We start from the raw sequence: 24,160 nt of genomic DNA on the forward strand, positions 1-24,160 counted from the left end.
CATGCATCGCGCCCTCGCTGCAAGCGCATTCAAACGAGCACTTCAATTGCTGACTTCCATCCCCGTTACCGAGATGTCGCCACGCTGCTCCACGTGTGCCATGGGCCAACTCTGCCTGCCCGTGGGCATGTCGCAGCAGGACCTCGTAAAAATGGACACTCTCGTGCAGGAGCGCGTGCGTGTCCACAAGGGCGAAACGCTGTATCGAATGGGTGAACCGCTCTCCGCGGTCTACGCCATTCGTTTCGGCACGCTGAAAACCCACGTCACCATGGAGGATGGGCGTACTCAAATTACCGGCTTCCATCTTCCGGGAGAAGTCATCGGCCTCGATGGACTCGGCGAGATGCAACATGCATCGGATGCGACCGCCCTCGAGGACGCTGAAGTCTGCGTCGTGCGGTTCGACGATCTGCAATCGCTGTCGAATCATCTGCCTTCGCTGCAAGGTCAGTTCCTGCGACTTATGAGCAAGGAGATCTCGCAGGACCAGGTCATGCTGATCACGCTTGGCTCGATGCGTGCCGAAGAGAGACTCGCCGCCTTCCTCGTCAATATGTCCGAGCGCCTCTCCGCACGCGGTTATTCCTCCACGGAGTTCGTGCTGCGCATGAGCCGCGAGGAAATCGGCAGCTATCTCGGCCTCAAGCTCGAAACCGTCAGCCGCCTGTTCTCCCGGTTCGCGGAAGCTGGCCTGATCCAAATTCGTCAACGGCATGTGAAGATCATCGACATGGCTGGCATCAAGCAGGTCTATAGTCGCTCCTGCTAGGCGCCATCCTGCTGCAAGACCAGAGCCGCACAGCATCACGCTGTTGCGGCTTTTTTTGCGAAATTGCTATTCGAGTTCATCGGTATCGCTGAGCCTGCCCGGCATCGTGTAAAGCGTGAGACCGCTGGACAGTGCGCAGAACAGCCACGCCAGCAGAAAGCCCACGGTGTAGATCGCCTGCCTCGAAGCCTCCACCGGTTGGCCGAAGAAACTGATGTCTCCCGGGTCGACAACGGAAAACACTACCGCCGTAGCCGCGCCACCCATCAGAAACGCTGGCCACAGTACCCACATCAGCCAGCGCAACCTCATGGATGACTCCCTTGTTCCGTGGCGCTTCCGACATCGGCTTTCTCGACGACCAGTCCATGGCGGGTGGCATCGCGCACAGGGACGTCCGCATGTGTGCTGGCCAGCCAGATCGTGATACCACAACCCACCATCGCCAGCATCGGGCCGGCCATCAAGATCCACGGCCACGGCTCCTTGTACCAGGGTCGAACGGCATGGGGAGGCTGTTGGGGGCGCTGAGCCATTGCATCTCCTCTTACAAGTTGCGGGGAACGATAAAGCTTGTGCTCTGACGGATCTGCGACCGGCGTTGCGACTCGGTTTCCGCCGTGACCGTCACGTCGATCTTGTGGGTACCTTGCCTGGCGTCTTCGATCGGCACACGGATGCGAATTGGCAACAGCCGGTTCGACGTGGGATCTAGAGTGCTGGCCGTCTGGTCATACTCGACGGTGAGCCCTTTCATATCGTAGCCATCTACCTTCACATCGATTGTCACTGGTGACTCGGTGGCATTGATCAACTGCAACCGGTACACGTTCTCGACCCAGCGTCCATCCACCTCGCGACCAAGCGCTCCACGGTCTCGAATGATGTCGACCTTCAGCGGCGTGCGCATCGCCAGCGACGCGGCAAAGCCACCCATCAGTGCCAGCCAGATCACCATGTAGATCATGGTGCGAGGCCGCACCAGCCGCTTGCGGGCCTCGGCAATGGACAACGCCGATCGCATGGCATTCTCGGAGGTGTACCGGATCAGCCCGCGCGGGTACTCCAGCTTGTCCATGACCTGATTGCAGGCGTCGATACAAGCTCCGCATCCAATGCATTCGTACTGGAGGCCGTCCCGGATATCGATCCCCGTCGGGCACACCTGCACGCAGATGCTGCAGTCCACGCAGTCGCCCAGGCCGGCGGCACGGTGATCCAGCTTCCGCGAGCGGCCGCCGCGCGGCTCACCACGCCCCACGTCATAGGTCACCACAAAGGTGTCGCGGTCCACCATCACGCTCTGGAAACGCGCATACGGACACATGTACTTGCAGACCTGCTCACGCATGAAGCCGGCGGCGCCCCAGGTAGCGAACGCATAGAACAGCATCCAGAATGCCTGCCACGGCCCCAGTGACCACTGCAGTATCTCGCTGCCAAGCTCCCGGATCGGCGCGAAATAGCCGATGAATGTGAAGCCGGTCCAGAGGGCGATCAGGATCCAGAGCGTATGCTTCGTCGTCTTGATCCTGAACTTGCGCAAACTCCATGGATCGCCATCGAGCCGGATGCGCGCGATGCGATCACCTTCCACACGCCGCTCGATCCACATGAATATTTCGGTGTAGACCGTCTGAGGACAAGCGTAGCCACAGAAGAGCCGGCCGGCGATGGCGGTGAACAGAAAAAGTGCCAGTGCCGAAATGACCAGGAGCACGGCGAGATAGATCACGTCCTGCGGCCAGAGCACAAGACCGAAAATGTAGAACTTGCGTGCTCCGAGGTCGAACAGAACAGCCTGCCGGTCGTTCCATCGCAGCCAGGGCGCACCGTAGTAGACCAGTTGCGTCAGGATGACGAGCCATACGCGCCAGCTCGAAAACGCGCCTTTCACCGAGCGCGGGTAGATCTTGCGGCGCACTTCGTACAACGCTTCTTCCGTTGCATCGTTAGCGGTCTTGGGCGGTGGCGCGGGGCGCCATCCCCGAGTCTCTGAGACCTCGGATCCTTCAGGAGGGGATTTCAGGGGCGCATTCATGGGACTAGCCCTAATGCCCCGGTCAGCGCCGTCGCTGGCCGGGGCGGTTTGTCATTGCCCGGCTGCTCCGGCCGCAGCGCTGGAGGTACTGGAGAGTCCCCACACGTAGGCAGTCAGCATCCGGATACGCTCCGGCGTCAGGATTTCTTCGTGCGCTGGCATGTGGCCGTTGTGGCCCTTCAGGATGGCTTCGACGATCGCGCCTTCCGAACTGCTGTACAGCCAGACGTTATCGGACAGGTTCGGCGCGCCCAATGCCTGGTTGCCTTTGCCTGTGCCACCGTGGCACGCCGCGCAGGTCGACTTGAACGTGCTTTCGCCGCGCGATGCCCGGATCGGGTCGTAGGCCAGCCCGGACAGCGAGCGCACATACTGCGCGGTATCGCCAGCCAGCTTTGCGTCGATGACGCCAGTCAGCGGAGGCATCACGCCATTGCGCCCCTTGGTGATCGATTGCTGGATGGTGTCGGGCTCACCGCCATACAACCAGTCGTTGTCGGTCAGGTTGGGAAAGCCGCGGCTGCCACGCGCATCGGATCCATGGCACTGCGCGCAATAGTTGAGGAACAGTCGCTGGCCGATCTCGCGCGCCTCGGGGTCGGCCGCCACCTGCTTGACATCCATCTTCAGGTACTTGGCGTAGATCTGATGCTGCATGCGCTCGGCGGCCTCGCGGTGCGCGGCCAGCTCCACTTGGGACGAGGTCTTCAGCACGCCAGGATAGGCGCCCAGTCCCGGAAAGAGGATCAGATAGCCCAGTCCGAACACGCAGGCCAACAGGAACATCCACATCCACCAGCGCGGCAGCGGATTGTTCAGCTCGCGCAGGTCGTCATCCCACACGTGGCCCGTGTCGTCGGAGGTGCTGACGCCCTTTGGCATCTTGCGCTGGGAGAACAGCAGCCAGACGCACCAGGCAATGCCGATCAGCGCGATGGCCGCAATGTAGTGGCCCCAGATATCGGAGATGAAATCGCTCATGGTTACGAATTCCGCCTTGGATTGTTATCTTCGTCAGGCAAGGCAAAGGGCAGCATCGCCGATTCCTCGTTGGCGCCCTTGCGCCCCGCCGACCATGCCCACCAGCAGATGGCCAGAAATGTCACCATCGAAATGACAGTGGCAATGGCAGTGATGATCACCATGGCTTCACTCCTTCGGCGCCGCTTCCACGCGCACATTGCGGCGGTTCAGGCCCAGACCCTGCAGGTACGCCACCATCGCGTCCTCCTCGGTCTTGCCCACCAGATCCTCCGGTGCCCGCTCGATTTCCGCATCGGTGTACGGCACGCCAAGCCGTTGGAGGGCCCGCATACGCGGCTGCACCGAATCGGTCGGCAACGGCGTCTTCTCGAGCCACGGATAGGACGGCATCACCGATTCCGGCACGACATCACGCGGACTGCGCAGATGGATGCGCTGCCAGTCGTCGGAGTAGCGGCCGCCTACGCGCGCCAGATCAGGACCCGTGCGCTTGGAACCCCACAGGAACGGGTGGTCATACACCGACTCTCCTGCCGTCGAGAAATGGCCGTAGCGTTCCGTTTCGGCCTGCAGCGTGCGAACCTGTTGCGAATGGCAACCCGCACAACCCTCGCGGATATAGATATCGCGGCCCATCAGCCGCAGCGGCGAATACGGCGTGATGCCGGGATCGGGCTTGGTGGTCGAGTGCTGGAAGAACAGCGGTACGATCTGCACCAGGCCCGCAATACTCACGACGATGATCGTCGCGACAATCAGCCATCCGACGTTCTTCTCGAGCGTCTCGTGACGAAAGAAACCTTGATTCTGAGACATCGTTCTATCCTCGCGATCAGTGGGCGGAAGCCGGCAGGCTGGTCGGAATCGGCGCATCGACGGCAGGCTTGCCAACGATGGTGCGGACGACGTTGTAGGCCATGACGAACATCCCGGCCAGGAAGCAGATACCTCCGAGCAGACGGATCAGGTAGAACGGATACTTGGCTTTAACGGCTTCGACGAACGCATAAGTCAACGTGCCGTCCGGCTGCGTGGCGCGCCACATCAGGCCTTCCATCACGCCAGCAATCCACATCGAGGCGATGTACAACACCACGCCGATGGTTGCGATCCAGAAATGCCATTCGATCAGGCGGACGCTGAACATTTCCTTCTGCCCGAACAAGCGCGGAATGAGGTAATACAGGGAGCCGATCGAAATCATCGCCACCCAGCCGAGCGCGCCGGAATGCACGTGGCCGATCGTCCAGTCCGTGTAATGCGAAAGCGCATTGACGGTCTTGATCGACATCATCGAGCCTTCGAAGGTCGCCATGCCGTAGAACGAGAGTGCGACAACGAGGAACTTGAGAATCGGATCGGTGCGCAGCTTGTGCCAGGCGCCGGACATGGTCATGATGCCGTTGATCATGCCACCCCAGGATGGCGCGAGCAGGATCAGCGAGAACACCATGCCAAGCGATTGCGCCCAGTCGGGCAGCGCCGTGTATTGGAGGTGATGGGGACCCGCCCACATATACGTGAAGTTGAGCGCCCAGAAGTGGACGATCGACAGGCGGTAGGAATAGATCGGGCGCTCGGCCTGCTTCGGAATGAAGTAGTACATCATGCCGAGGAAGCTGGTGGTCAGGAAGAAGCCCACTGCATTATGGCCGTACCACCATTGGATCATCGCGTCCTGCACGCCTGCATAAGCGGAGTACGACTTCCACATCGACGCCGGCATCTCGATGTTGTTGACGATATGCAGGATGGCGATGGTCAGGATATAGGCGCCGAAGAACCAGTTGGCCACATAAATGTGGCGGGTCTTGCGCTTGACAATCGTGCCGAAAAAGACGATGGCATACGCCACCCAGACCAGCGTGATCAGGATGTCGATGGGCCATTCGAGTTCCGCATACTCCTTGGAAGTCGTAATGCCCATCGGCAGGGTGATCGCGGCGGCGATGATGACAAGTTGCCAGCCCCAGAACGTAAAGGCGGCGAGCGGTCCGCAGAACAACCGCGCCTGGCACGTACGCTGAACCACGTAATACGACGTGGCAAACAGTGCGCTACCGCCGAAGGCGAAGATAACGGCGTTGGTGTGAAGTGGACGTAGACGGCCGAATGACAGCCACGGCGTATTGAAATTCAGTTCCGGCCAGATCAGTTGCGCCGCAAGCAGAACGCCTACGGCCATGCCGACGATACCCCAGACCACGGTCATGACGGCAAACAGCCGCACCACGCCATAGTTGAAGGTGTCGACGCGTGGAGACGCGGTGGTGACAGCCATTCAGACCCCCAAGCTAAGAAAGAATAAACCTATTGACGGTGTGACTTTAGAAAAACGGCACGGCCATCGTCTTGACTTCGATCAACACAACCGCATGTCCGGAGAACCGAGCGCAAATAAGTTGGTCTGTTGCGCCCACGCTGTCCCCCGGCACTTTCCCAGTGCTTCTAAGACTTGTCCGACCCGCGCGACGAACGCCCGATACGAGTCAAATCCGCAGGGGTATCGTTGTCGAGAAGAATGGCTTCGCCGGGACGCTCCAGATCGTCGTACTGGCCGGCATGCAAGGCCCACCACAAGGCACCCGCGATCAACGCGGCGAGCACCAGGCTCATCGGCACCAGCAGATACAGCGTTTCCATTCAAGACTCCCGAGGCCGCGTCGCGGTGCGCACGCGCAATAGTCGCCAGGCATTCGCCACCACCAGTAGCGAGGACAGCGACATGCCGATGCCAGCCATCCATGCGGTGACGAAGCCCGTTGCGGCCAGCGGGATTGCGACCACGTTGTAGGTAAATGCCCAGCCCAGGTTCTGGCGGATGACGCGGCGCGTTCGGCGCGCGACGGCAATAGCCGTGGCAATCTCCGCGATGCCGCCATGAGTCAACACCGCATCGGCGCCGGCCTGCGCGAGCGGGGCACCGCCACCAATTGCGATCGATACCTGGGCCTGCGCCAGCACCGGCGCATCGTTGATGCCGTCGCCAACTGCCAGCACTACCGCGCCATTGCGCTGCAGTGCGCTGACATACTCACGCTTGCCCTCAGGTGTCACGGCGCCTGCCGCAGTTGCTATCTGGAAATGCCCGGCCCACCAACGCACCGCCGCATCCGTGTCGCCGGAAACGAGGTGGCAGCGCACACCGAGCGCTTTTAACTGGCACAGCAGCGCGGCGGTCTGCGGCCGCTCGACATCGGCAAGTCGAAAGCATCCGAGGATATTGTGGGTATCGCCAAGCCAGACTTCGGTTGCGCCGGGGTGTCCGGCATCCAACCGCGCGACGCCCCCATTGACATCGCCTGACAAAACCGCTACGAATTCTCGACGACCGAGACGCACCTTACGGCCATCGACTGTTGCCTCCAGCCCCTGCCCCGGCACGTTGCGCAGATCTGTCACTGTCAGTGAGGCATCGCCGGCCGTGCCCGCCGGCTCGGCAAATGCCCGTGCGATCGGATGCTCGCCGCCACGTTCGAGGGTCCGAGCGATCTGCGCGCAGCCCGCCGCATCGAGATCGCCGAAAGTTTGCGTTTCGACGAGCGCGAATCGTCCCTCGGTCAACGTGCCTGTCTTATCGAGCATCACGTCGGTGACGCTCGCCAGCGTCTCCAGCGCATGAGCGCGCGTCAACAGCACGCCCCGCCGCGATAACGCCGCACCGGCCGCCGCCAGCGCCGCCGGCGTAGCCAGCGACAGCGCACACGGACAACTCACCACCAGCACTGCCACTGTCACCAGCACCGCACGTGACGGATCGATCCAGACGGCCCAAACCAACCCTGTTACGGCTGCCATCAGCAGCAGCAGCCCCACGAACCATCCGGCCACCCGATCCGCCAGTTGGGCGAGCCGTGGCTTGTCAGCGAGCGCGCGGTCCAGGACTGCAACGATCTCGGCCAATCGCGTTTGCGCACCGATCCGGTCAATGCGCACTTCCAGCGGACTCGCGGCATTGAAGCAACCTGCCAGCACCGCATCGCCTATTTCACGCGTCACCGGGCGCGCCTCGCCGGTCAGCATGGATTCATCTATCTCGCTCGCACCGGCCACCACCACACCATCGGCAGGCACGATCTCGCCGGCCTTGACCCGAATCCGGTCACCGGGCTGCAGCCGTGCCACGGGGATGCGCTCGCCCTGCCCGCCACCATGGGCGATACGCTCGCAGGTAGCGGGAAGTTGCCGCGCGAGCATCTCGGCACCACTGCGCGAGGCCTGGCGCATACGCAATTCCAGATAGCGCGCCAGCAGCAGGAATGCCACGAACATCGTGACCGAATCGAAATAGACTTCTCCGATGCCTCGCACCGTTGCCACGGCGCTGGCGAGGAAGCCGGCAGCAATGCCAATCGCCACGGGGACGTCCATCCCCATATGTCGCTGCCGCAGCGCACGCCAGGCACCTGCAAAGATTGGCGAGGCCGAATAGAAGACCACCGGTAGCGTCAGCGCAAAGCTGGCCCAGCGCATCAACTGAAGTTGGCCGGGATCAATGGTCGCTTCATGCGTGTAGAGCGGCCACGCATACATCATCACCTGCATCATGCCGAGCATCGCCACGGCCATGCGCATCAGCAAGCCGCGCCGCTCGCGACGATCCTGCCGATCCGTGCGCGACACCTCGAACGGCCAGGCCGTATAGCCAATGTCCGCCAACCTGCCAAGTAGTGCCGCCACACCCTGCGATGCCGCGCGCCAGCGCACGACAACGCGGCGTGTCGCCACGTTCGCCACCACCGACTCCACGCCTTCCAACTGATTCAGATGCTGTTCGATCAGCCACGCGCAGGCCGCACAACGAATGTTCTCTGGCGCGAGCGTAATCTCGCAACGCCCGTCGCCCAACTCGCGAACGAACTGGCCGCGCAACTCGGGCGTGTCGTAAGCCGCCCAAATTGGCTCGGCCTCACGCCGGGCCTCGGCATCGAGTGGGCGGGCAAAGCGGGTGATGTCGCGATAGAGGTGGCCAAAACCGGCCGCATGAAGCGTCTGCGCGAGCGTCTGGCAGCCTGCGCAACAGAAGACGCGTTGTTGCCCTTCGATAGGCGCGACTAATGGCGCGGCATCATTGAGAGGCTGGCCACAGTGAAAACAGTCGGATGCAGAATCTGAGGAGGTCGCCGTCGAGTGATTGGTGCCGACGGGAAGGCTCGCAGCACTGGCTACGGAAAGAGATGGCGCGAAGGGGGCAGGATTTATCGACGGCATGGCGCGCTTTTTTTACCCAACGGATATTAGGTAAAAAAAACTCACCCTGCGTTGATGCAAGTCAAGTCAGAAACTACCGGGGCGGATTCTCCCGCCACCGGTTTCCCACAAACAACAGCGGGCTTCCAGAGGTCAGGTCAGCGACGTGTCCATCACGCGTCGTTCCGACTCCAGGTATTCGCGCGACTGCATCTCGATGATTCGCGAGACCGTGCGATGGAATTCGCTGGCCATCTGCCCTTCCGTGTAAAGCTCGTCGGCGGGGACCTCAGCCGATATCAGCAGCTTGACCTTGTGGTCGTAGAAGACATCGATCAGCCAGGTGAAGCGGCGCGCCTCAGAGGACATACGCGGTGTCATCTTCGGCACGTCCGACAGGATCACGGTGTGGAACTGCGAAGCGATTTCCAGGTAGTCGTTCTGTGAACGCGGACCGCCGCACAGCGTGGCAAAGTCGAACCAGACCACGCCATTGGCCTTGCGCAGCGATTTGATTTCGCGATGTTCGATATGCAGTATCGGCGATTCGTCGGCCGTACCTGCAATAGACGTGAAAGCATCGCGCAGCGCAGCGCTGGCCTCGCGGCTGAGCGGCGTGTGGTATGCATCTACCTGCTCCAGTGCGCGCTTGCGGTAGTCGATGCCGGCATCGACGTTCAGCACATCCAACTTGGTTTGCAGCAATGCGATAGCTGGCAGCACGCGATCACGGTGCAGGCCGTCCGGGTACAGCAAGTCCGGGCGATAGTTCGAAGTCATCACGAACTGCACGCCGTTGTCGAACAGTTGTTGCAGCAGCCGGTGCAACATCATGGCGTCGGCCACGTCGCTGACGTGGAACTCATCGAAACAGATCAGTCGGAAGCGTCGTGCAATCCGTTTTGCCAACTCGTCGAGCGGATCGGGCCTGCCGCGTAATTCTTCGAGTTCGCGGTGTACCTCGCGCATGAACTCGTGAAAATGGAGTCGCGTCTTGCGCACCACGGGCACGCAGGAATAGAAGCTGTCCATCAGGAAGGACTTGCCGCGCCCTACCCCGCCCCACAGGTACACGCCCTTGGGCACGTCAGGATGCACGAGCCACTTTTTCAGCGTATTGTTGCGGCGGCTTTTGTAGGCCACCCATTCGTCGTAGCAATGCTGCAGCCGCGCCACGGCACGCAGTTGCGCCTCATCGGACTGATAGCCGCGCTGCTTGAGTTCGTGCTCGTAAAACTCGGTGACGTTCATCGTGGGGGCCTACGAAAATTCTGATGCTTGCAAAGCGAAAACGGCGCGCCGCAGAAATCGCGGCGCGCCGGGGTTCACCGGAAGGTGAACGGATGCATTACATATTCAACTGACGCTTGTCGACAGCCAGCGCAGCTTCGCGCATGACTTCCGACATCGACGGGTGCGGGTGGCAAACGCGGCCGATGTCCTCGCTTGCTGCCTTGAACTCCATCGCCACCACGGCTTCGGCGATCAGGTCCGAAGCGTTCGCGGCCACGATGTGCACGCCGAGGATTTCGTCGGTCTTGGCATCCGCCAGCATCTTGACGAAGCCGTCAGCAGCGCCCATGCCCAGCGCACGGCCGTTGGCCATGAACGGGAACTGACCGGACTTGTAGGCACGGCCTTCGGCCTTCAGCTGTTGCTCGGTCTTGCCGACCCAGGCGATTTCCGGGAACGTGTAGATCACCCACGGCACCGTGTTGAAATCGATGTGCGGCTTCTGGCCAACGATACGCTCGGCCACGGCCACGCCTTCGTCTTCTGCCTTGTGTGCCAGCATCGGGCCACGCACCACGTCGCCAATTGCCCAGATGCCCGGCACCTTGGTCTGGCAGTGGTCGTCCACCTCGATGAAACCGCGCTGGTCCACACCCAGGCCAACAGCTTCCAGGTTCAGGTTGTCGGTGTTCGGCACACGGCCGACCGACACGATCAGACGATCCACTTCGAGCGTCTGGTCCTTGCCGTCCTTGTCCGTGTAGTTGACCGTGACGTTGTCCTTGCCGGTCTTGACTTCGTTGACCTTGACGCCGAGGTTGAACTTCAGACCCTGCTTGGTCAGCAGCTTCTGGGCTTCCTTGGCCACGCCTTCGTCAGCGGCGCCCAGGAATGCGGGCAACGCTTCCAGCACGGTCACGTCGGCACCCAGGCGGCGCCACACCGAACCCAGTTCCAGGCCGATCACGCCAGCGCCGATCACGCCGAGCTTCTTGGGCACCGAGTCGTACTTCAGTGCGCCTTCGTTATCGCTGATCAGCTTGTTGTCGACGGTGATGCCCGGCAGATGACGAGCCTTCGAACCCGTGGCTACGATGACTTGCTTGGCAGTCAGTGTCTCACCGTTGACTTCCACCTGGAAACCTTCGGCAGCCTTGCCTGCGAACTTGCCGTAGCCCTTGAACAGCGTGATCTTGTTCTTGCGGAACAGGAACTCGATGCCCTTGGTCATCTTGCCGACGATGTCGTCCTTGCGCTTGAGCATCTTGGCCACGTCGACCTTGATGTCGCCCACGGTGATGCCGTGGTCAGCCAGGTGGTGCGAAGCGTTCTCGAATTCTTCCGAGGAAGCCAGCAGTGCCTTGGACGGGATGCAGCCCACGTTCAGGCAGGTACCGCCCAGGCGGGCTTCGCCCTTGGGATCGTCGTAAGCGTTGCCTTCCAGGCAGGCCACGTTCAGGCCCAGCTGGGCAGCGCGAATGGCGGCGATGTAGCCGCCGGGGCCGGCGCCGATCACCAGCACGTCGAATTGTTTGCTCATGGGAATTATCTCTTTGGCACGTCATGCCCGCCGCAGGTTGGCGACCATCCGGGCACATCGCGATGGCGATGCGCTCGCCGGGTCCCCACGCCGAAGCGTGGGGACGACGACAAACGAAAGACCAAGGTCTGTCTGGGGATAGGACCGATTACAGGTCCAGCAGCAGGCGTGCCGGATCTTCCAGCGCTTCCTTCATGGCCACCAGGCCCAGGACGGCTTCGCGGCCGTCGATGATACGGTGGTCATAAGACATGGCCAGGTAGTTCATCGGACGGATCACGATCTGGCCGTCTTCCACCACGGCGCGGTCCTTGGTGGCGTGCACGCCCAGGATGGCCGATTGCGGCGGGTTGATAATCGGCGTCGACAGCATCGAACCGAACGTACCGCCGTTCGAGATCGAGAACGTACCGCCGGTCAGCTCTTCCAGAGACAGCTTGCCGTCACGGGCCTTGGCACCGAACTCGGCAATCTTCTTCTCGATGTCGGCCAGGCTCATCTGGTCGGCGTTGCGCAGGATCGGCACCACCAGGCCACGCGGCGAACCCACGGCGATACCGATGTCGAAGTAGCCGTGGTACAGGATGTCGTTGCCGTCGACCGAAGCGTTGATGATCGGGTACTTCTTCAGCGCGTGCACGGCGGCCTTCACGAAGAACGACATGAAGCCCAGCTTCACGCCATGTTCCTTCTCGAAGCGATCCTTGTACTTGTTGCGCAAATCCATCACCGGCTTCATGTTCACTTCGTTGAACGTGGTCAGGATGGCGTTGGTCGATTGCGACTGGATCAGGCGCTCGGCGATACGGGCACGCAGGCGGCTCATCGGCACGCGCTCTTCCGGGCGATCACCCAGCGCAGCGAAGTCCACCTTGGCTGCCACTTGCTGCAGCGCGGGCTTGGCCGCGGCCGGTGCCGGAGCAGCCTTGGCAGGAGCCGAACCAGCGGCCAGCACGTCACCCTTGGTGATGCGGCCGTCCTTGCCGGTGCCGGCAACCTGCGAAGCCGACAGGCCACCTTCGGCCATCAGCTTGGCAGCCGACGGCATGGCGATGCCGCCAGCCGTAGCGGCTGCGGGGGCAGCAGCGGCCGGAGCCGGTGCAGCTGCGGCGGGTGCCGGAGCTGCAGCTGCCGGGGCCACGGCGCCAGCAGTGGCTTCCGTGTCGATCTTGGCGATGATTTCATCGGCCACCACGGTGTCGCCGTCGTTCTTGATCACTTGCGACAGCACGCCAGCCGACGGGGCCGGCACTTCCAGCACAACCTTGTCCGTTTCGATTTCAATCAGGATTTCGTCCTGAGCGACTGCTTCGCCCGGCTTCTTCTTCCAGTTCAGCATGGTCGCTTCGGCGACCGATTCAGACAGCTGCGGAACCTTGACGTCAACAATAGCCATGGTTTGGTATTTCCTCGATGTATGCGTATGTGTTTCGTTTCGGGCAGGTAGTCCCGCGATGCGCATCCCTGTGCGCGCTCGCGGGGTACCAACGAATTACTTGGTCAGAACAAAGCCCTTGAGCTTCGAGAACGCCGCGTCCAGCAGCGCCTTCTGTTGCTCGTTGTGCTTTGCGTAGTAGCCCACCGCCGGCGAAGCCGAGGCAGGACGACCGGCATAACCGAGCTTCTGGCCTTCCGTCATGTTTTCCATGATGTAGTGCTGGACGAAGAACCAGGCGCCCTGGTTCTGCGGCTCGTCCTGGCACCACACGATTTCGGTCGCGCCGGAGTACTTCTTGAGTTCTGCTGCCACAGCCTTGTGCGGGAACGGGTAGAGCTGTTCCAGGCGGATGATGGCCGTATCGGTGACTTCGCGCTCCTTGCGGGTGTTGACCAGGTCGTAGTAGACCTTGCCCGAGCACATGATCACGCGCTTGACCTTGCTGGCGTTCAGTTCCTCGTGATCGGGGATCACGGTCTCGAAATGACCCTTGGCCAGATCGGACAGCGGCGACACGGCGTCCTTGCTACGCAGCAGCGACTTCGGCGTCATGATCACCAGCGGCTTGCGGAACAGACGGATCATCTGGCGACGCAGCAGGTGGAAGATCTGGGCCGGAGTCGTCGGCTGGACCACTTGCATGTTGTGGTCCGCGCAGAGCTGCAGGAAACGCTCGATACGGGCCGAGCTGTGCTCCGGACCCTGGCCTTCGTAGCCGTGCGGCAGCATCATCGTCAGGCCCGAGGCGCGGCCCCACTTCACTTCGCCGGACGAGATGAACTGGTCGATCACCACCTGGGCACCGTTGACGAAGTCGCCGAACTGGGCTTCCCAGATCACCAGCGCATTCGGCTCGGCAGTCGAGTAACCGTATTCGAAGCCGAGCACGGCTTCTTCGGACAGCACCGAGTCGATCACCGTGAACGGTGCCTGGTTCTCGGACACGTTCTGCAGCGGAATATACGAGCCCGCATCCCAACGCTCGCGTGCCTGGTCGTGCAGCACGGCGTGACGGTGCGTGAAGGTGCCACGGCCGGCATCCTGACCCGTGATACGGACCGGGTAGCCCGACGCCACCAGCGAGGCGAAGGCCAGGTGCTCACCCATGCCCCAGTCCAGCATCTGGTCGCCACGGCCCATGTTCGAGCGGTCCTTGATGACCTTCTCGACCAGCGGGTGCAGCTTCAGGTGTTCGGGGATCGTGGTGATCCGCTCGGCCAGGCGCTTCAGTTCGGTCACCGGCACGGCGGTGTCGGCAGCGTCGGTCCACTTGCGGTTCAGGAACGGCATCCAGTCCACGGCGAACTTGTTCTTGAAGTTCGACAGGACCGGATCGGCCGTGTGCTTGCCCGCATCCATCGCGTTGCGGTATTCCTTGACCTTGTCGTCACCAAACGAGGCGGCGGTCAGGTTCTGTGCGACGAGCTTGTCGGCGTACAGCTTGCGCGTGCCCGGATGCTGGGAAATCTTCTTGTACATCAGCGGCTGGGTCATGGCAGGCGTGTCCTGCTCGTTGTGGCCCAGCTTGCGGAAACAGATGATGTCGACCACAACGTCCTTGTTGAATTCCATACGGAAGTCAACAGCCAGTTGCATGGCGTACACCACGGCTTCGGGATCGTCGCCATTCACGTGCAGCACCGGCGCCTCGATCATCTTGACCACGTCCGTGCAATACAGCGTCGAACGCGCGTCGCGCGGGTCCGAGGTCGTGAAGCCGATCTGGTTGTTGATGACGATGTGCATCGTGCCGCCCGTGCCGTAGCCACGGGTCTGCGCGAGGTTCAGCGTTTCCATCACGACGCCCTGGCCGGCGAAGGCCGCGTCGCCGTGCACCTGCACCGGCAGCACTTCCTTGTGGCCAGCATCGCCACGGCGTTCCTGGCGCGCCTTGGACGAGCCTTCCACCACCGGGTTGACGATTTCCAGGTGCGACGGGTTGAATGCGAGCGACAGGTGAACCGGGCCGCCTTCGGTCGAGACATCGCTCGAGAAGCCCTTGTGGTACTTCACGTCACCGGCCGGCAGGTCGTCGACGTGCTTGCCTTCGAATTCGGCAAACAGGTCAGCCGGCATCTTGCCCAGCGTGTTGACCAGCACGTTCAGACGCCCACGGTGGGCCATGCCGATCACGATTTCCTGCACGCCCTTCGAACCGGCGTGCTGGATCATTTCGTCCATGGCGGCGATGAAGCTTTCGCCGCCTTCCAGCGAGAAGCGCTTCTGGCCAACGTACTTGGTGTGGAGGAAGCGCTCCAGGCCTTCGGCCGCGGTCAGGCGGTCGAGGATGTGCTGCTTCTTCTCCAGCGTGAACACCGGCTTGGAACGCGTGGTTTCCAGGCGTTCCTGCCACCAGCGCTTCTGCGCCTGGTCGCTCACGTACATGAACTCGGCGCCAATGGTGCCGCAGTAGGTCTCGCGCAGGTTGTTGAGCAACTCGCGCAGGCTCATCGACTCCTTGCCGAAATACGTGTTGCTGGCATTGAAGACGATGTCGAGGTCAGCCTCGGAGAAACCGTAGAACGCCGGGTCCAGATCCGGCAGGGGCGGACGCTCCTGGCGCTTGAGCGGATCGAGGTCGGCCCAGTGCGATCCGATGTTGCGGTAGGCGGCGATCAGCTGGGTTGCAGCGACGCGCTTGCGGCCCATGTCGGAATCGGCCGAGGCAACAATGGTCTTGATGGGACCTTGCTTGGCGCGCTCGGCGAACGAGGCAACGATCGGTGCGTGGGGGATGTCGCGGGCGTTGGAACCGTCCACAGCCGGGACATTCTGCATCGCGTCGAAATACGCGCGCCAGTTGTCGGGAACCGAGCTGGGATTCTGGAGGTAGGCCTCGTACAGCTCTTCCACATAGGGGGCGTTGCCGCCGAAGAGGTACGAATTGCTCTGATACTGCTGCATCATGGGGCGCTCACTATTCTCCGGGAATGCCGGAGTTAAGCGGGTTCATCAACCTTCCGCGACACGGCTTGACCGGTTAGCGGATTGCAAACAACTCTTGAGGATACTGACTGCGATACCTTGAACGAACGGCACCGACGGGAATATGTATTGCCCGGGTGCCGTTGGTCTTCGGCCTCACCGCCAGACCCGGAAGGGTCAGTTGTGCGGGGAAGGACCTAAGTCTTCACTCGCAAAAGAATAGCACGTTATCCCATCGACAGTGGGGACTTTTCGTGATGCAAAATCGAGACACTTTGATCAGGCGCCTATACGATCCGGCGCAATCCGGTCCACTGCGTCCGTGATCAGCCCGTCCAGACCCCACCCCAGCAGGTGGTTTGCGCGAGTTTCGTCATTGACCGTGTAGCACAAGACCTTGAATCCCGCCGCATGAGCCTGCCCAATGACGGCGGCATCGAGTTCGCGATGGTTGGCGTCGAGCGCCACGCAGTCCAGACGCTGCAGGCGGTCGAGCCAGTCGGGCGGCAACTTGTCGAGCAGCAGCGCGCGCGGCAGCGCCGGCGCCACCTGGTGCGCAGCTTCTAGCGCCGCCTCGGAAAAGGACGACAACAGCGGCGGCACCGCCGCGTCTCTCCACAGCGAGAGTGCATCAAGCGCCACTGCAGCACCAGTCCGGTACTCCGTACCCGGCACGGGCTTGATCTCGATATTGACCAGGAAGCCGTTGGCTTGCGTGTACCGGGCAATGGCGGCGAGCGTCGGCACTGGCTCGCCGGCGAACGCCGGGCCATGCCAGCTTCCGGCGTCGAGCGCGGCCAGCTCGCCAAGCGTCAGCGCATCGACGCGACCGCTGCCCGAGGTGGTGCGGTCCAGCGTAGCGTCGTGTATCAGCACGGCCTTGCCGTCGCCGGACAGCTTCACGTCGAATTCGAACATGCGATAGCCGAATGACGCCCCATGCCGGAACGCCGCCAGCGTGTTCTCGGGCGCCAGCTTGCCGGCGCCGCGATGGGCAATATGGCGTGGATACGGCCAAGCGGCTTGGGTCATGCCAGCGCCTCGATTCGCTTGCCGCTTTGCGTGTCGAAGAAATGCAGATGCTCGGCCGATGCGGTGATCGGCAACTTGTCGCCGGCGCGCACGGGCATGTGCGTATCCAGCCGGACTACGATCGGCTGGCCACCCAGGGTGCCATATGCATAGGAATCGGCACCGAGCGCCTCCACGACACGGACGTCGACTTCGGCGATGGCCTCGTGCGTCGCGCACGGCTCCACGTGTTCGGGACGCAGACCCAGCAGCGCCTCACCGGGTAGATGCAAACCCATTGGCAAATGGCCCAGCGTGGCGGAACCCGCCTGCCCTTCCTTCGGCACGACACGCATGCGAGCCTCGCCGCCCTGCCCCGCACCCTCGCGCGCCACCGGCACGAGATTCATCGGCGGCGATCCGATAAAGCTCGCCACAAACGTGCTGGCCGGCTTGGCGTAGACGTCCAGCGGCGTGCCGATCTGTTCGACACGACCACCGTTGAGCACCATCATGCGGTCTGCCAGCGTCATGGCCTCGACCTGGTCGTGGGTCACATAGAGGCTGGTCGTGCGCAGGCGGCGATGCAGTTCCTTGAGCTCCAGCCGCATCTGAACGCGCAGCTTGGCATCAAGGTTGGACAGCGGCTCATCGAACAGGAAGACCGAAGGCTCGCGCACGATGGCACGCCCCATCGCCACGCGCTGGCGCTGGCCACCCGACAGCGCACGCGGCTTGCGTTCCAGCAACGGCGCCAGTTCCAGGATGCCCGCGGCGTGGTTCACGCGCTGTGCGATCTCGGCCTTCGCCATGCCCCGGATCTTGAGACCGTAGGCCATGTTGTCGTACACGCTCATATGCGGATACAGCGCGTAGTTCTGGAACACCATGGCGATGTCGCGTGCCGCCGGCTCCAGGTCGTTGACGACCTTCTCACCGATATGCACCTCGCCGCCGGAAATTGTTTCGAGTCCCGCCACCATGCGCAGCAACGTGGACTTTCCGCAGCCGGACGGCCCGACGATCACGATGAACTCGCCGTCGGCGATCTCCATATCGATGCCATGCACCACCTGCGTGCCGCCGGGGTAGGTTTTCTGTACGTTACGTAGAGACAGCTTTGCCATGCTTTGACCTTATTTTTCCGTTTCCACGAGGCCCTTGACGAACCAGCGTTGCATCAACACCACCACCACGGCCGGCGGAATCATCGCCAGCATCACGGTAGCCATCACGAGGTTCCAGTCGGTGGCGGCATCGCCGGACCGGGACACCATCTGCGTCACCCCCACCACCACCGGGGTCATCGACTTCTGCGTGGTAATCAGCAGCGGCCAGAGATACTGGTTCCAACCGTAGATGAACTGGATCACGAACAGTGCCGCGATACTTGTACGCGATAGCGGCAGCAAGACATCCCAGAAGAACCGCAGCGGCCCGGCACCGTCGATTCGTGCCGCCTCGGCCAGCTCGTCCGGGATCGTCAGGAAGAACTGCCGGAACAGGAACGTGGCCGTGGCCGACGCGATGATCGGGATAGTCAGGCCGAAGTAGCTATCCAGCATGCCCAGATCCGACACCACCTTGTAGGTCGGCAGGATCCGCACTTCCACCGGCAGCATCAACGTGATGAAGATCATCCAGAAGAAGGTCTTGCGCAGCGGAAACTTGAAATAGACGATAGCGAAGGCCGAGATGATCGAGATGGCAATCTTGCCCACTGCGATGCCGAGCGCCATGATCAGGCTGTTCTTCATCATCGTGGTGACCGGCGATGCGGCCTCGCCCACGCCCTGGAACAGCACGGTGCGATAGTTTTCGATCAGGTGGCTGCCCGGGATCAGCGTCATCGGCGCGTCAAGCACCTGCTCGGCGGTCAGCGTCGATGCCACGAAGGTCAGGTACACCGGGAATGCCACCACGGCAATGCCGACGATGAGCACCAGGTGCGTGATGAAGTCCAGTACAGGACGACGTTCTACCATTGCGTTTCTCCTGTGCCTGTCAGTACTGGACCTTGCGTTCCACGAAGCGGAACTGCACCACGGTCAGCGCGATCACGATCACCATCAGCACCACGGACTGGGCCGCCGAGCCGCCGATATCCATCCCACGGAAGCCGTCGTGGAACACCTTGTAGACAAGCGTGTTCGTCGAGTTGAACGGACCCCCGTGCGTAACGGCATCGATGATGGCGAAGGTGTCGAAGAACGCGTAGACCACGTTGATCACCAGCAGGAAGAACGTGGTCGGCGACAGCAGCGGGAAAATAATGGACCAGAAGCGTTTCCACGGTCCTGCCCCGTCGATGGCAGCCGCTTCGATCAGCGATTTCGGAATGCTCTGCAGACCGGCCAGGAAGAACAGGAAGTTGTAGCTGATCTGCTTCCACGCCGCGGCCAGCACCACAAGCAGCAATGCCTGGTTGCCGTTCAGCAGGAAGTTCCAGTCCACGCCCATCTGGCGCAGCGCGTACGAGACCACGCCGAGCGTCGGATTGAACATGAACATCCATAGCACGCCGGCCATGGCCGGTGCCACCGCGTAGGGCCAGATCAGCAGCGTCTTGTAGCCAGTGGCCGCGCGCACGACGCGATCGGCAAAGTACGCCAGCAGCAGTGCCACGGACAGGCCTACTACGGTCACGCCCACTGCAAAGATACCCGTCGTCTGGAAGGATTCCACGTACTGCGGGTCATTCCAGAGCGTGAGGAAATTATCGAACCCGACAAAGTCGAGGCTGATGCCGAAGGCATCCTGCTGAAGCATCGATTGCCACAGCGCCTGCCCGGCGGGCAGGAAGAAAAAGACCAGCGTGATGACGATCTGCGGCAGTACCAGCAGATACGGCAACCACGGCGACCGGAAGACAACGCGTTTTTCCATCTTTCAGGGTCCCGAGTTCGAGTCGGATTTCTAGTCCGGCTCTATAACGCAAGCGGGCGACGGTGTTGCCGCCGCCCGCCTCAGACCTTCAGGCGATTTGCCCCGAAGACCTTATTCCTTGGCCGTCTTCTGGAAGCGTTCCAGTTGCTCGTTACCACGTGCGATGGCGGTGTCCAGCGCAGCTTTCGGTTCCTTCTTGCCGGCCCACACCGCTTCGAGTTCCTCGTCGATGATCGTACGGATCTGCACCAGGTTGCCCAGGCGCACGCCACGCGACTTGTCGGTGGTCTTCACGATCATCTGTTGCACCGATACGTCCGCGCCAGGGTTCTTCTCATAGTAGCCGGACTTCTTGGTCAGTTCGTAGGCTTCCATCGTCAGCGGCAGGTAGCCGGTGGCCTGGTGCCAGTCGGACTGGATCTCCGGTTTGGACAGGAACGTGAAGAACTTGGCCACGCCCTTGTATTCCTCGGCCTTCTTGCCGCCCATCACCCACAGCGACGCGCCGCCGATGATGGTGTTCTGCGGGGCGCCCTGCACGTCCGCATAGTAGGGCAGCTGCGCTACGCCGAACTGGAACTTGGCGTTCTTGCGAATGTTGGCCAGCGAAGCCGACGAGCCCGTGAACATCGCGCACTCGCCGTTGTAGAACTTGGCCTGCGACTCCGCCTTGCGGCCGCCGTAGCTGAAGTAGCCCTTCTTGACCATGTCCTGCAGGTTCGTGATGTGCTTGACGTGCAGCGGGCTGTTGAACACCAGGCGGGCGTCGGTGCCGCCGAACCCGTTGTTCTTGCTGGCGAACAGCGTGTTGTGCCACGCCGAGAAACTTTCCAAGTGTACCCAGCTCTGCCAGTCGGTGGTGTACGCGCAGTTCACGCCGGCCGCCTTGAGCTTGGCCGAGTACTGCATCACTTCGGGCCACGTCTTCGGGGCGTCGGTCAGGCCGGCCTTCTTGAAGGCGTCCTTGTTGTAATAGAAGACCGTCGTCGAGCTGTTGAACGGGAACGACAGCATCTCGCCCTTGGCCGAGGTGTAGTAGCCCGCCACGGCCGGGATGTACGCCTTCTGGTCGAACTTCTCGCCGGCTTCCTTCATGACGACGGACACGGGCTTGATTGCGCCCTTGGCGCTCATCATCGTTGCCGTACCGACTTCGAAGACCTGCAGGATGGCCGGTGCGCTGCCCGCGCGGAAGGCTGCAATGCCGGCCGCCATGGCCTCGTCGTAGTTACCCTTGTTGACCGGCACGATCTTGTACTCGGACTGGCTCGCGTTGAACTTGGTCGCGATCTCGTTGACCTTGTCATTCAGCGCGCCCGCCATGGCGTGCCACCACTGGATTTCGACAGCAGCATGGGCGGTGCCGGCCAGCGCGAGGCTGGCGGCAGCGGCGAACTTCAACACAGTGCGTGGCAAGGACATGGGCAATTCTCCTGAGGCTTGGTTCGGTCCGTCGATTTTTTTGAAAAAGCGACCGACTGTATGCATTTTTTGTGACAGGCATGTTACGCCGCCTGATTGTCATGCGACACCGGGCAAACCCTTCTTGCTGCGGCCGATGTTGCAGCATATTGACGTCAGGCGATGGCGGGTGCCACGCTCTCCCGCTGCCAGCTACAATGCGCCGCCATGACCGCACCGATTTCCTTCGCATCGCTCCCCGACGCCGCCCTCCGCCGCGTGCGCGGCATCCTGACCGACATCGACGGCACGCTGACCACCGATGGCCGACTGCCTGCCTCGACCTATCTCGCGCTGGACCGCCTGTCGCGCGCCGGCCTGCATGTGATCCCGGTGACCGGCCGCTGCATAGCCTGGGCCGAAATCCTGGTACGGCTCTGGCCCGTCGACGCAATCATCGGTGAAAACGGCGCGTTCTACTCCCATCTCATTGACAACAAGCTTGTGACGCGTTTCCTGGACGATGCGAGCACACGTGATGCGAACCTCTACCGGATCCATGCGCTGGGCCAGGAAATCCTGCGCGAAGTCCCGGGCTGTGCGCTGGCCTCGGACCAGGCGTGGCATGCCGCCGACCTCGCAATCGACCATGCGGAGGACGTAGCTCCGTTGCCACCGGCCGCCGTTGAGAAGATTGCGGCCATGATGCGCGGCGCGGGCATGACCGCCACGGTCAGCTCGATTCACGTGAACGGCTGGTTTGGCGCGCACGACAAGCTCTCGATGAGCCGGCTTTGTGTAGAGGAATTGCTCGGGGACGATATCGACGCGAAGCGCGACGAATGGCTGTTCATCGGCGACTCCGCCAATGACGTGGCCATGTTCGGACATTTTCCGCTGTCGGTCGGCGTGGCCAACGTCCGGGACATCCTGGACAAGCTGCCGATGAAGCCGGCTTATATCACCGAAGCAGCGGGTGGGGAGGGATTTGCGGAGATGGCGGAGCGGGTGTTGCGGGTGCAGGGGTTTTGACACGCCCCTGGTTTTCTCCCCTCTCCCGCAAGCGGGGAGGGGAGACAGAAATCAGCGGGAGAGGGAGAAAACAATCAGTGGATCAAACACCCACTCAATCAAACCCCAACTCCTGCAGCTTCCGCGTGATTGTATTTCTACCGATCCCCAGACGCGTTGCGGCTTCCACACGGCGGCCACGGGTGACGCCTAGTGCGGCTTCGAGTACGGCTTTTTCGAAACGGCGCGTCAGCACATCCATCACCTCGGGCTGACCCGCTTCCAGCATCGACTTCGCTTCGCCTGCCAGCAGGTTTTCCCAGCTTTGCGCGATCGCCGCTGCCGCGAATACCGGCGCGGCAGCCTGGCCAGGAATCACCATGGGCGGACGCGTTGCCACCATCATGTCGCCATCGCCCGACGCGTGCATGCCGTAGTCGGGCGATTCGATCGCGTCGTATTCGCTGGCCGGTCGCGACTCCGTTGCCAGGGAACGTGCCGGCGCCTGGCTGTCGCCCGTCCCCGTGCCGATCATTTCGCGCGGCAGATCCTTGACCTCGATCGTCTGGGCCGGCGCCATCACGGTGAGCCAGTTGCAGAGGTTCTCCAGCTGGCGCACGTTGCCGGGGAACGGCAGCGTGCTGACGTAGCTCAGCGCCTCGTCTGACATACGCTTCGGTTCTACGCCGAGCTCCTTGGCGCTCTTCTGCAGGAAATGGCGTGCCAGCAGCGTGATGTCCTCCGGACGCTCGCGCAGCGGCGGCAGGCGCAGGCGAATCACGTTCAGGCGGTGAAACAAGTCCTCGCGGAACAGCCCTTCCTTGACGCGCGTTTCCAGGTTCTGGTGGGTGGCAGCAATCACGCGCACGTTGGCACGCAGCGGGTTGTGCCCACCGACGCGATAGAAATTGCCATCGCTCAGCACACGCAGCAGTCGCGTCTGGAGATCGAATGGCATATCGCCGATTTCATCGAGAAACAGCGTGCCGCCTTCGGCCTGTTCGAATCGACCACGCCGCATGGTCTGCGCGCCGGTGAACGCGCCGCGCTCATGGCCGAACAGTTCCGATTCGAGAAGGTCTTTCGGAATCGCCGCAGTGTTCAGCGCGATGAACGGGCCATTGGCACGCGGACTGTGCTTGTGCAGGGCGCGGGCGACGAGCTCCTTGCCGGTCCCTGACTCGCCAGTGATCATCACTGTGACGTTGGACTGCGACAGGCGTCCGATCGCGCGGAATACGTCCTGCATCGCCGGCGCCTGGCCCAGGATCTCGGGCGCATCGACAAGGCGGTCCTCCATTTCTTCTTCGCGCAGGCTCTCTTCGAGCGCACGGCGAATCAGTTCCACCGCCTTGTCCACGTCGAATGGCTTGGCGAGGTACTCGAACGCACCGCCCTGGAACGCCGCCACGGCGCTATCCAGATCCGAGTAGGCGGTCATCACGATGACCGGTAGCCCCGGATGGCGAGCCTTGAGGGCCTGCAACAGGTCCAGGCCGGAACCGCCGGGCATGCGGATATCCGAAATCAGGACCTGCGGCTCGTCCTCTTCCAGCGCCGCGAGCACGTCGCGGACATTGGTAAAACTGCGGGAGAGCAGGCTTTCACGTGCAAGGGCCTTTTCAAGGACCCAGCGGATTGATTGATCGTCGTCGACTATCCAGATCGGCTTCATGTGCGTCGCTTGTCTGCTCGGTGTCATATGGTCTCCCGTGTGACCCGCTGGTC

The 24,160-nt window shown here is 62.0% G+C and carries 21 protein-coding genes; 2 read left to right on the plus strand and 19 right to left on the minus strand.

All coding sequences use genetic code 11. The annotated features are described in order from the left end of the window. Positions 1-46 precede the first annotated feature (46 nt). Entirely contained in the window at positions 47-772 is a 726-nt protein-coding gene (gene fnr, locus GA566_RS09050; RefSeq protein ID WP_160472551.1) for a fumarate/nitrate reduction transcriptional regulator Fnr, read from the plus strand. A gap of 66 nt (positions 773-838) precedes the next feature. On the opposite strand, the gene GA566_RS09055 is transcribed toward fnr, so the two are convergent. From GA566_RS09055 to ugpB, 18 genes are all read right to left on the minus strand, one after another. Next, positions 839-1,084: a hypothetical protein gene (locus GA566_RS09055; protein WP_137927198.1), complete on the minus strand. Its 246-nt coding sequence runs from the start codon at positions 1,082-1,084 to the stop codon at positions 839-841. Then, entirely contained in the window at positions 1,081-1,308 is a 228-nt protein-coding gene (locus GA566_RS09060) for a FixH family protein (RefSeq protein ID WP_137927197.1), read from the minus strand. Before GA566_RS09060 ends, GA566_RS09055 begins: the two co-directional genes overlap by 4 nt. Positions 1,309-1,319: 11 nt before the next feature. After that, positions 1,320-2,813 (minus strand): cytochrome c oxidase accessory protein CcoG, encoded by a 1,494-nt coding sequence (ccoG, locus tag GA566_RS09065; RefSeq protein WP_160472552.1) that lies wholly within the window; start codon positions 2,811-2,813, stop codon positions 1,320-1,322. Between the two features lie 51 nt (positions 2,814-2,864). Beyond that, positions 2,865-3,794, minus strand: a complete 930-nt coding sequence (ccoP, locus tag GA566_RS09070; RefSeq protein WP_160472553.1) for a cytochrome-c oxidase, cbb3-type subunit III — start codon at positions 3,792-3,794, stop codon at positions 2,865-2,867. Positions 3,795-3,796: 2 nt separating this feature from the next. Then, the gene (locus GA566_RS09075) at positions 3,797-3,958 is read right to left on the minus strand and encodes a CcoQ/FixQ family Cbb3-type cytochrome c oxidase assembly chaperone (protein WP_137927194.1); all 162 of its coding nucleotides are present in this window, start codon (positions 3,956-3,958) and stop codon (positions 3,797-3,799) included. A gap of 4 nt (positions 3,959-3,962) precedes the next feature. Beyond that, complete coding sequence (ccoO, locus tag GA566_RS09080; RefSeq protein ID WP_160472554.1) at positions 3,963-4,613, minus strand: cytochrome-c oxidase, cbb3-type subunit II; 651 nt, start codon at positions 4,611-4,613, stop codon at positions 3,963-3,965. A gap of 16 nt (positions 4,614-4,629) precedes the next feature. Further along, a complete protein-coding gene (ccoN, locus tag GA566_RS09085; protein WP_137927192.1) occupies positions 4,630-6,078 on the minus strand; it encodes a cytochrome-c oxidase, cbb3-type subunit I in 1,449 nt (482 codons plus the stop codon). 167 nt (positions 6,079-6,245) lie between these two features. After that, positions 6,246-6,440: a cbb3-type cytochrome oxidase assembly protein CcoS gene (ccoS, locus tag GA566_RS09090; RefSeq protein WP_137927191.1), complete on the minus strand. Its 195-nt coding sequence runs from the start codon at positions 6,438-6,440 to the stop codon at positions 6,246-6,248. Further along, positions 6,441-9,008, minus strand: coding sequence for a heavy metal translocating P-type ATPase (locus tag GA566_RS09095; protein WP_202126679.1), 2,568 nt, complete (start codon positions 9,006-9,008; stop codon positions 6,441-6,443). Positions 9,009-9,140: 132 nt separating this feature from the next. Continuing rightward, the gene (gene zapE, locus GA566_RS09100) at positions 9,141-10,238 is read right to left on the minus strand and encodes a cell division protein ZapE (RefSeq protein WP_137927190.1); all 1,098 of its coding nucleotides are present in this window, start codon (positions 10,236-10,238) and stop codon (positions 9,141-9,143) included. Between the two features lie 97 nt (positions 10,239-10,335). Next, entirely contained in the window at positions 10,336-11,760 is a 1,425-nt protein-coding gene (gene lpdA / locus GA566_RS09105) for a dihydrolipoyl dehydrogenase (RefSeq protein ID WP_137927189.1), read from the minus strand. A gap of 148 nt (positions 11,761-11,908) precedes the next feature. Further along, entirely contained in the window at positions 11,909-13,156 is a 1,248-nt protein-coding gene (odhB, locus tag GA566_RS09110; RefSeq protein WP_160472555.1) for a 2-oxoglutarate dehydrogenase complex dihydrolipoyllysine-residue succinyltransferase, read from the minus strand. 96 nt (positions 13,157-13,252) lie between these two features. Beyond that, complete coding sequence (locus GA566_RS09115) at positions 13,253-16,105, minus strand: 2-oxoglutarate dehydrogenase E1 component (RefSeq protein ID WP_137927187.1); 2,853 nt, start codon at positions 16,103-16,105, stop codon at positions 13,253-13,255. Between the two features lie 297 nt (positions 16,106-16,402). Then, the gene (gene ugpQ, locus GA566_RS09120; protein ID WP_160472556.1) at positions 16,403-17,155 is read right to left on the minus strand and encodes a glycerophosphodiester phosphodiesterase; all 753 of its coding nucleotides are present in this window, start codon (positions 17,153-17,155) and stop codon (positions 16,403-16,405) included. Continuing rightward, positions 17,152-18,261, minus strand: coding sequence for a sn-glycerol-3-phosphate import ATP-binding protein UgpC (locus GA566_RS09125; RefSeq protein ID WP_160472557.1), 1,110 nt, complete (start codon positions 18,259-18,261; stop codon positions 17,152-17,154). Before GA566_RS09125 ends, ugpQ begins: the two co-directional genes overlap by 4 nt. Before the next feature lie 9 nt (positions 18,262-18,270). Then, the gene (gene ugpE, locus GA566_RS09130; RefSeq protein WP_160472558.1) at positions 18,271-19,119 is read right to left on the minus strand and encodes a sn-glycerol-3-phosphate ABC transporter permease UgpE; all 849 of its coding nucleotides are present in this window, start codon (positions 19,117-19,119) and stop codon (positions 18,271-18,273) included. 19 nt (positions 19,120-19,138) lie between these two features. Next, entirely contained in the window at positions 19,139-20,020 is an 882-nt protein-coding gene (ugpA, locus tag GA566_RS09135) for a sn-glycerol-3-phosphate ABC transporter permease UgpA (RefSeq protein WP_137927183.1), read from the minus strand. A 111-nt stretch (positions 20,021-20,131) separates the two neighbouring features. After that, on the minus strand, positions 20,132-21,442 hold the full coding sequence (gene ugpB, locus GA566_RS09140; RefSeq protein ID WP_137927182.1) for a sn-glycerol-3-phosphate ABC transporter substrate-binding protein UgpB: 1,311 nt from the start codon (positions 21,440-21,442) through the stop codon (positions 20,132-20,134). Positions 21,443-21,649: 207 nt separating this feature from the next. Between ugpB and GA566_RS09145 the strand changes: the two genes are divergently transcribed. Further along, entirely contained in the window at positions 21,650-22,453 is an 804-nt protein-coding gene (locus GA566_RS09145) for an HAD-IIB family hydrolase (RefSeq protein ID WP_137927181.1), read from the plus strand. Positions 22,454-22,547: 94 nt separating this feature from the next. Here the strand turns inward: GA566_RS09145 and ntrC are convergent, their stop codons facing one another. Continuing rightward, on the minus strand, positions 22,548-24,107 hold the full coding sequence (gene ntrC / locus GA566_RS09150) for a nitrogen regulation protein NR(I) (RefSeq protein ID WP_137927204.1): 1,560 nt from the start codon (positions 24,105-24,107) through the stop codon (positions 22,548-22,550). Positions 24,108-24,160: the final 53 nt, after the last annotated feature.

This window comes from Cupriavidus sp. SW-Y-13 (assembly GCF_009793345.1).
Classification (GTDB): Bacteria; Pseudomonadota; Gammaproteobacteria; order Burkholderiales; family Burkholderiaceae; genus Cupriavidus.

Coding starts and splice junctions, on each gene's coding strand:
- GA566_RS09055 (WP_137927198.1), bottom strand. CDS start 1,084: ATGAGGTTGCGCTGGCTGATGTGGGTACTGTGGCCAGCGTTTCTGATG.
- GA566_RS09060 (WP_137927197.1), bottom strand. CDS start 1,308: ATGGCTCAGCGCCCCCAACAGCCTCCCCATGCCGTTCGACCCTGGTAC.
- ccoG (WP_160472552.1), bottom strand. CDS start 2,813: ATGAATGCGCCCCTGAAATCCCCTCCTGAAGGATCCGAGGTCTCAGAG.
- ccoP (WP_160472553.1), bottom strand. CDS start 3,794: ATGAGCGATTTCATCTCCGATATCTGGGGCCACTACATTGCGGCCATC.
- GA566_RS09075 (WP_137927194.1), bottom strand. CDS start 3,958: ATGGTGATCATCACTGCCATTGCCACTGTCATTTCGATGGTGACATTT.
- ccoO (WP_160472554.1), bottom strand. CDS start 4,613: ATGTCTCAGAATCAAGGTTTCTTTCGTCACGAGACGCTCGAGAAGAAC.
- ccoN (WP_137927192.1), bottom strand. CDS start 6,078: ATGGCTGTCACCACCGCGTCTCCACGCGTCGACACCTTCAACTATGGC.
- ccoS (WP_137927191.1), bottom strand. CDS start 6,440: ATGGAAACGCTGTATCTGCTGGTGCCGATGAGCCTGGTGCTCGCCGCG.
- GA566_RS09095 (WP_202126679.1), bottom strand. CDS start 9,008: ATGCCGTCGATAAATCCTGCCCCCTTCGCGCCATCTCTTTCCGTAGCC.
- zapE (WP_137927190.1), bottom strand. CDS start 10,238: ATGAACGTCACCGAGTTTTACGAGCACGAACTCAAGCAGCGCGGCTAT.
- lpdA (WP_137927189.1), bottom strand. CDS start 11,760: ATGAGCAAACAATTCGACGTGCTGGTGATCGGCGCCGGCCCCGGCGGC.
- odhB (WP_160472555.1), bottom strand. CDS start 13,156: ATGGCTATTGTTGACGTCAAGGTTCCGCAGCTGTCTGAATCGGTCGCC.
- GA566_RS09115 (WP_137927187.1), bottom strand. CDS start 16,105: ATGATGCAGCAGTATCAGAGCAATTCGTACCTCTTCGGCGGCAACGCC.
- ugpQ (WP_160472556.1), bottom strand. CDS start 17,155: ATGACCCAAGCCGCTTGGCCGTATCCACGCCATATTGCCCATCGCGGC.
- GA566_RS09125 (WP_160472557.1), bottom strand. CDS start 18,261: ATGGCAAAGCTGTCTCTACGTAACGTACAGAAAACCTACCCCGGCGGC.
- ugpE (WP_160472558.1), bottom strand. CDS start 19,119: ATGGTAGAACGTCGTCCTGTACTGGACTTCATCACGCACCTGGTGCTC.
- ugpA (WP_137927183.1), bottom strand. CDS start 20,020: ATGGAAAAACGCGTTGTCTTCCGGTCGCCGTGGTTGCCGTATCTGCTG.
- ugpB (WP_137927182.1), bottom strand. CDS start 21,442: ATGTCCTTGCCACGCACTGTGTTGAAGTTCGCCGCTGCCGCCAGCCTC.
- GA566_RS09145 (WP_137927181.1), top strand. CDS start 21,650: ATGACCGCACCGATTTCCTTCGCATCGCTCCCCGACGCCGCCCTCCGC.
- ntrC (WP_137927204.1), bottom strand. CDS start 24,107: ATGAAGCCGATCTGGATAGTCGACGACGATCAATCAATCCGCTGGGTC.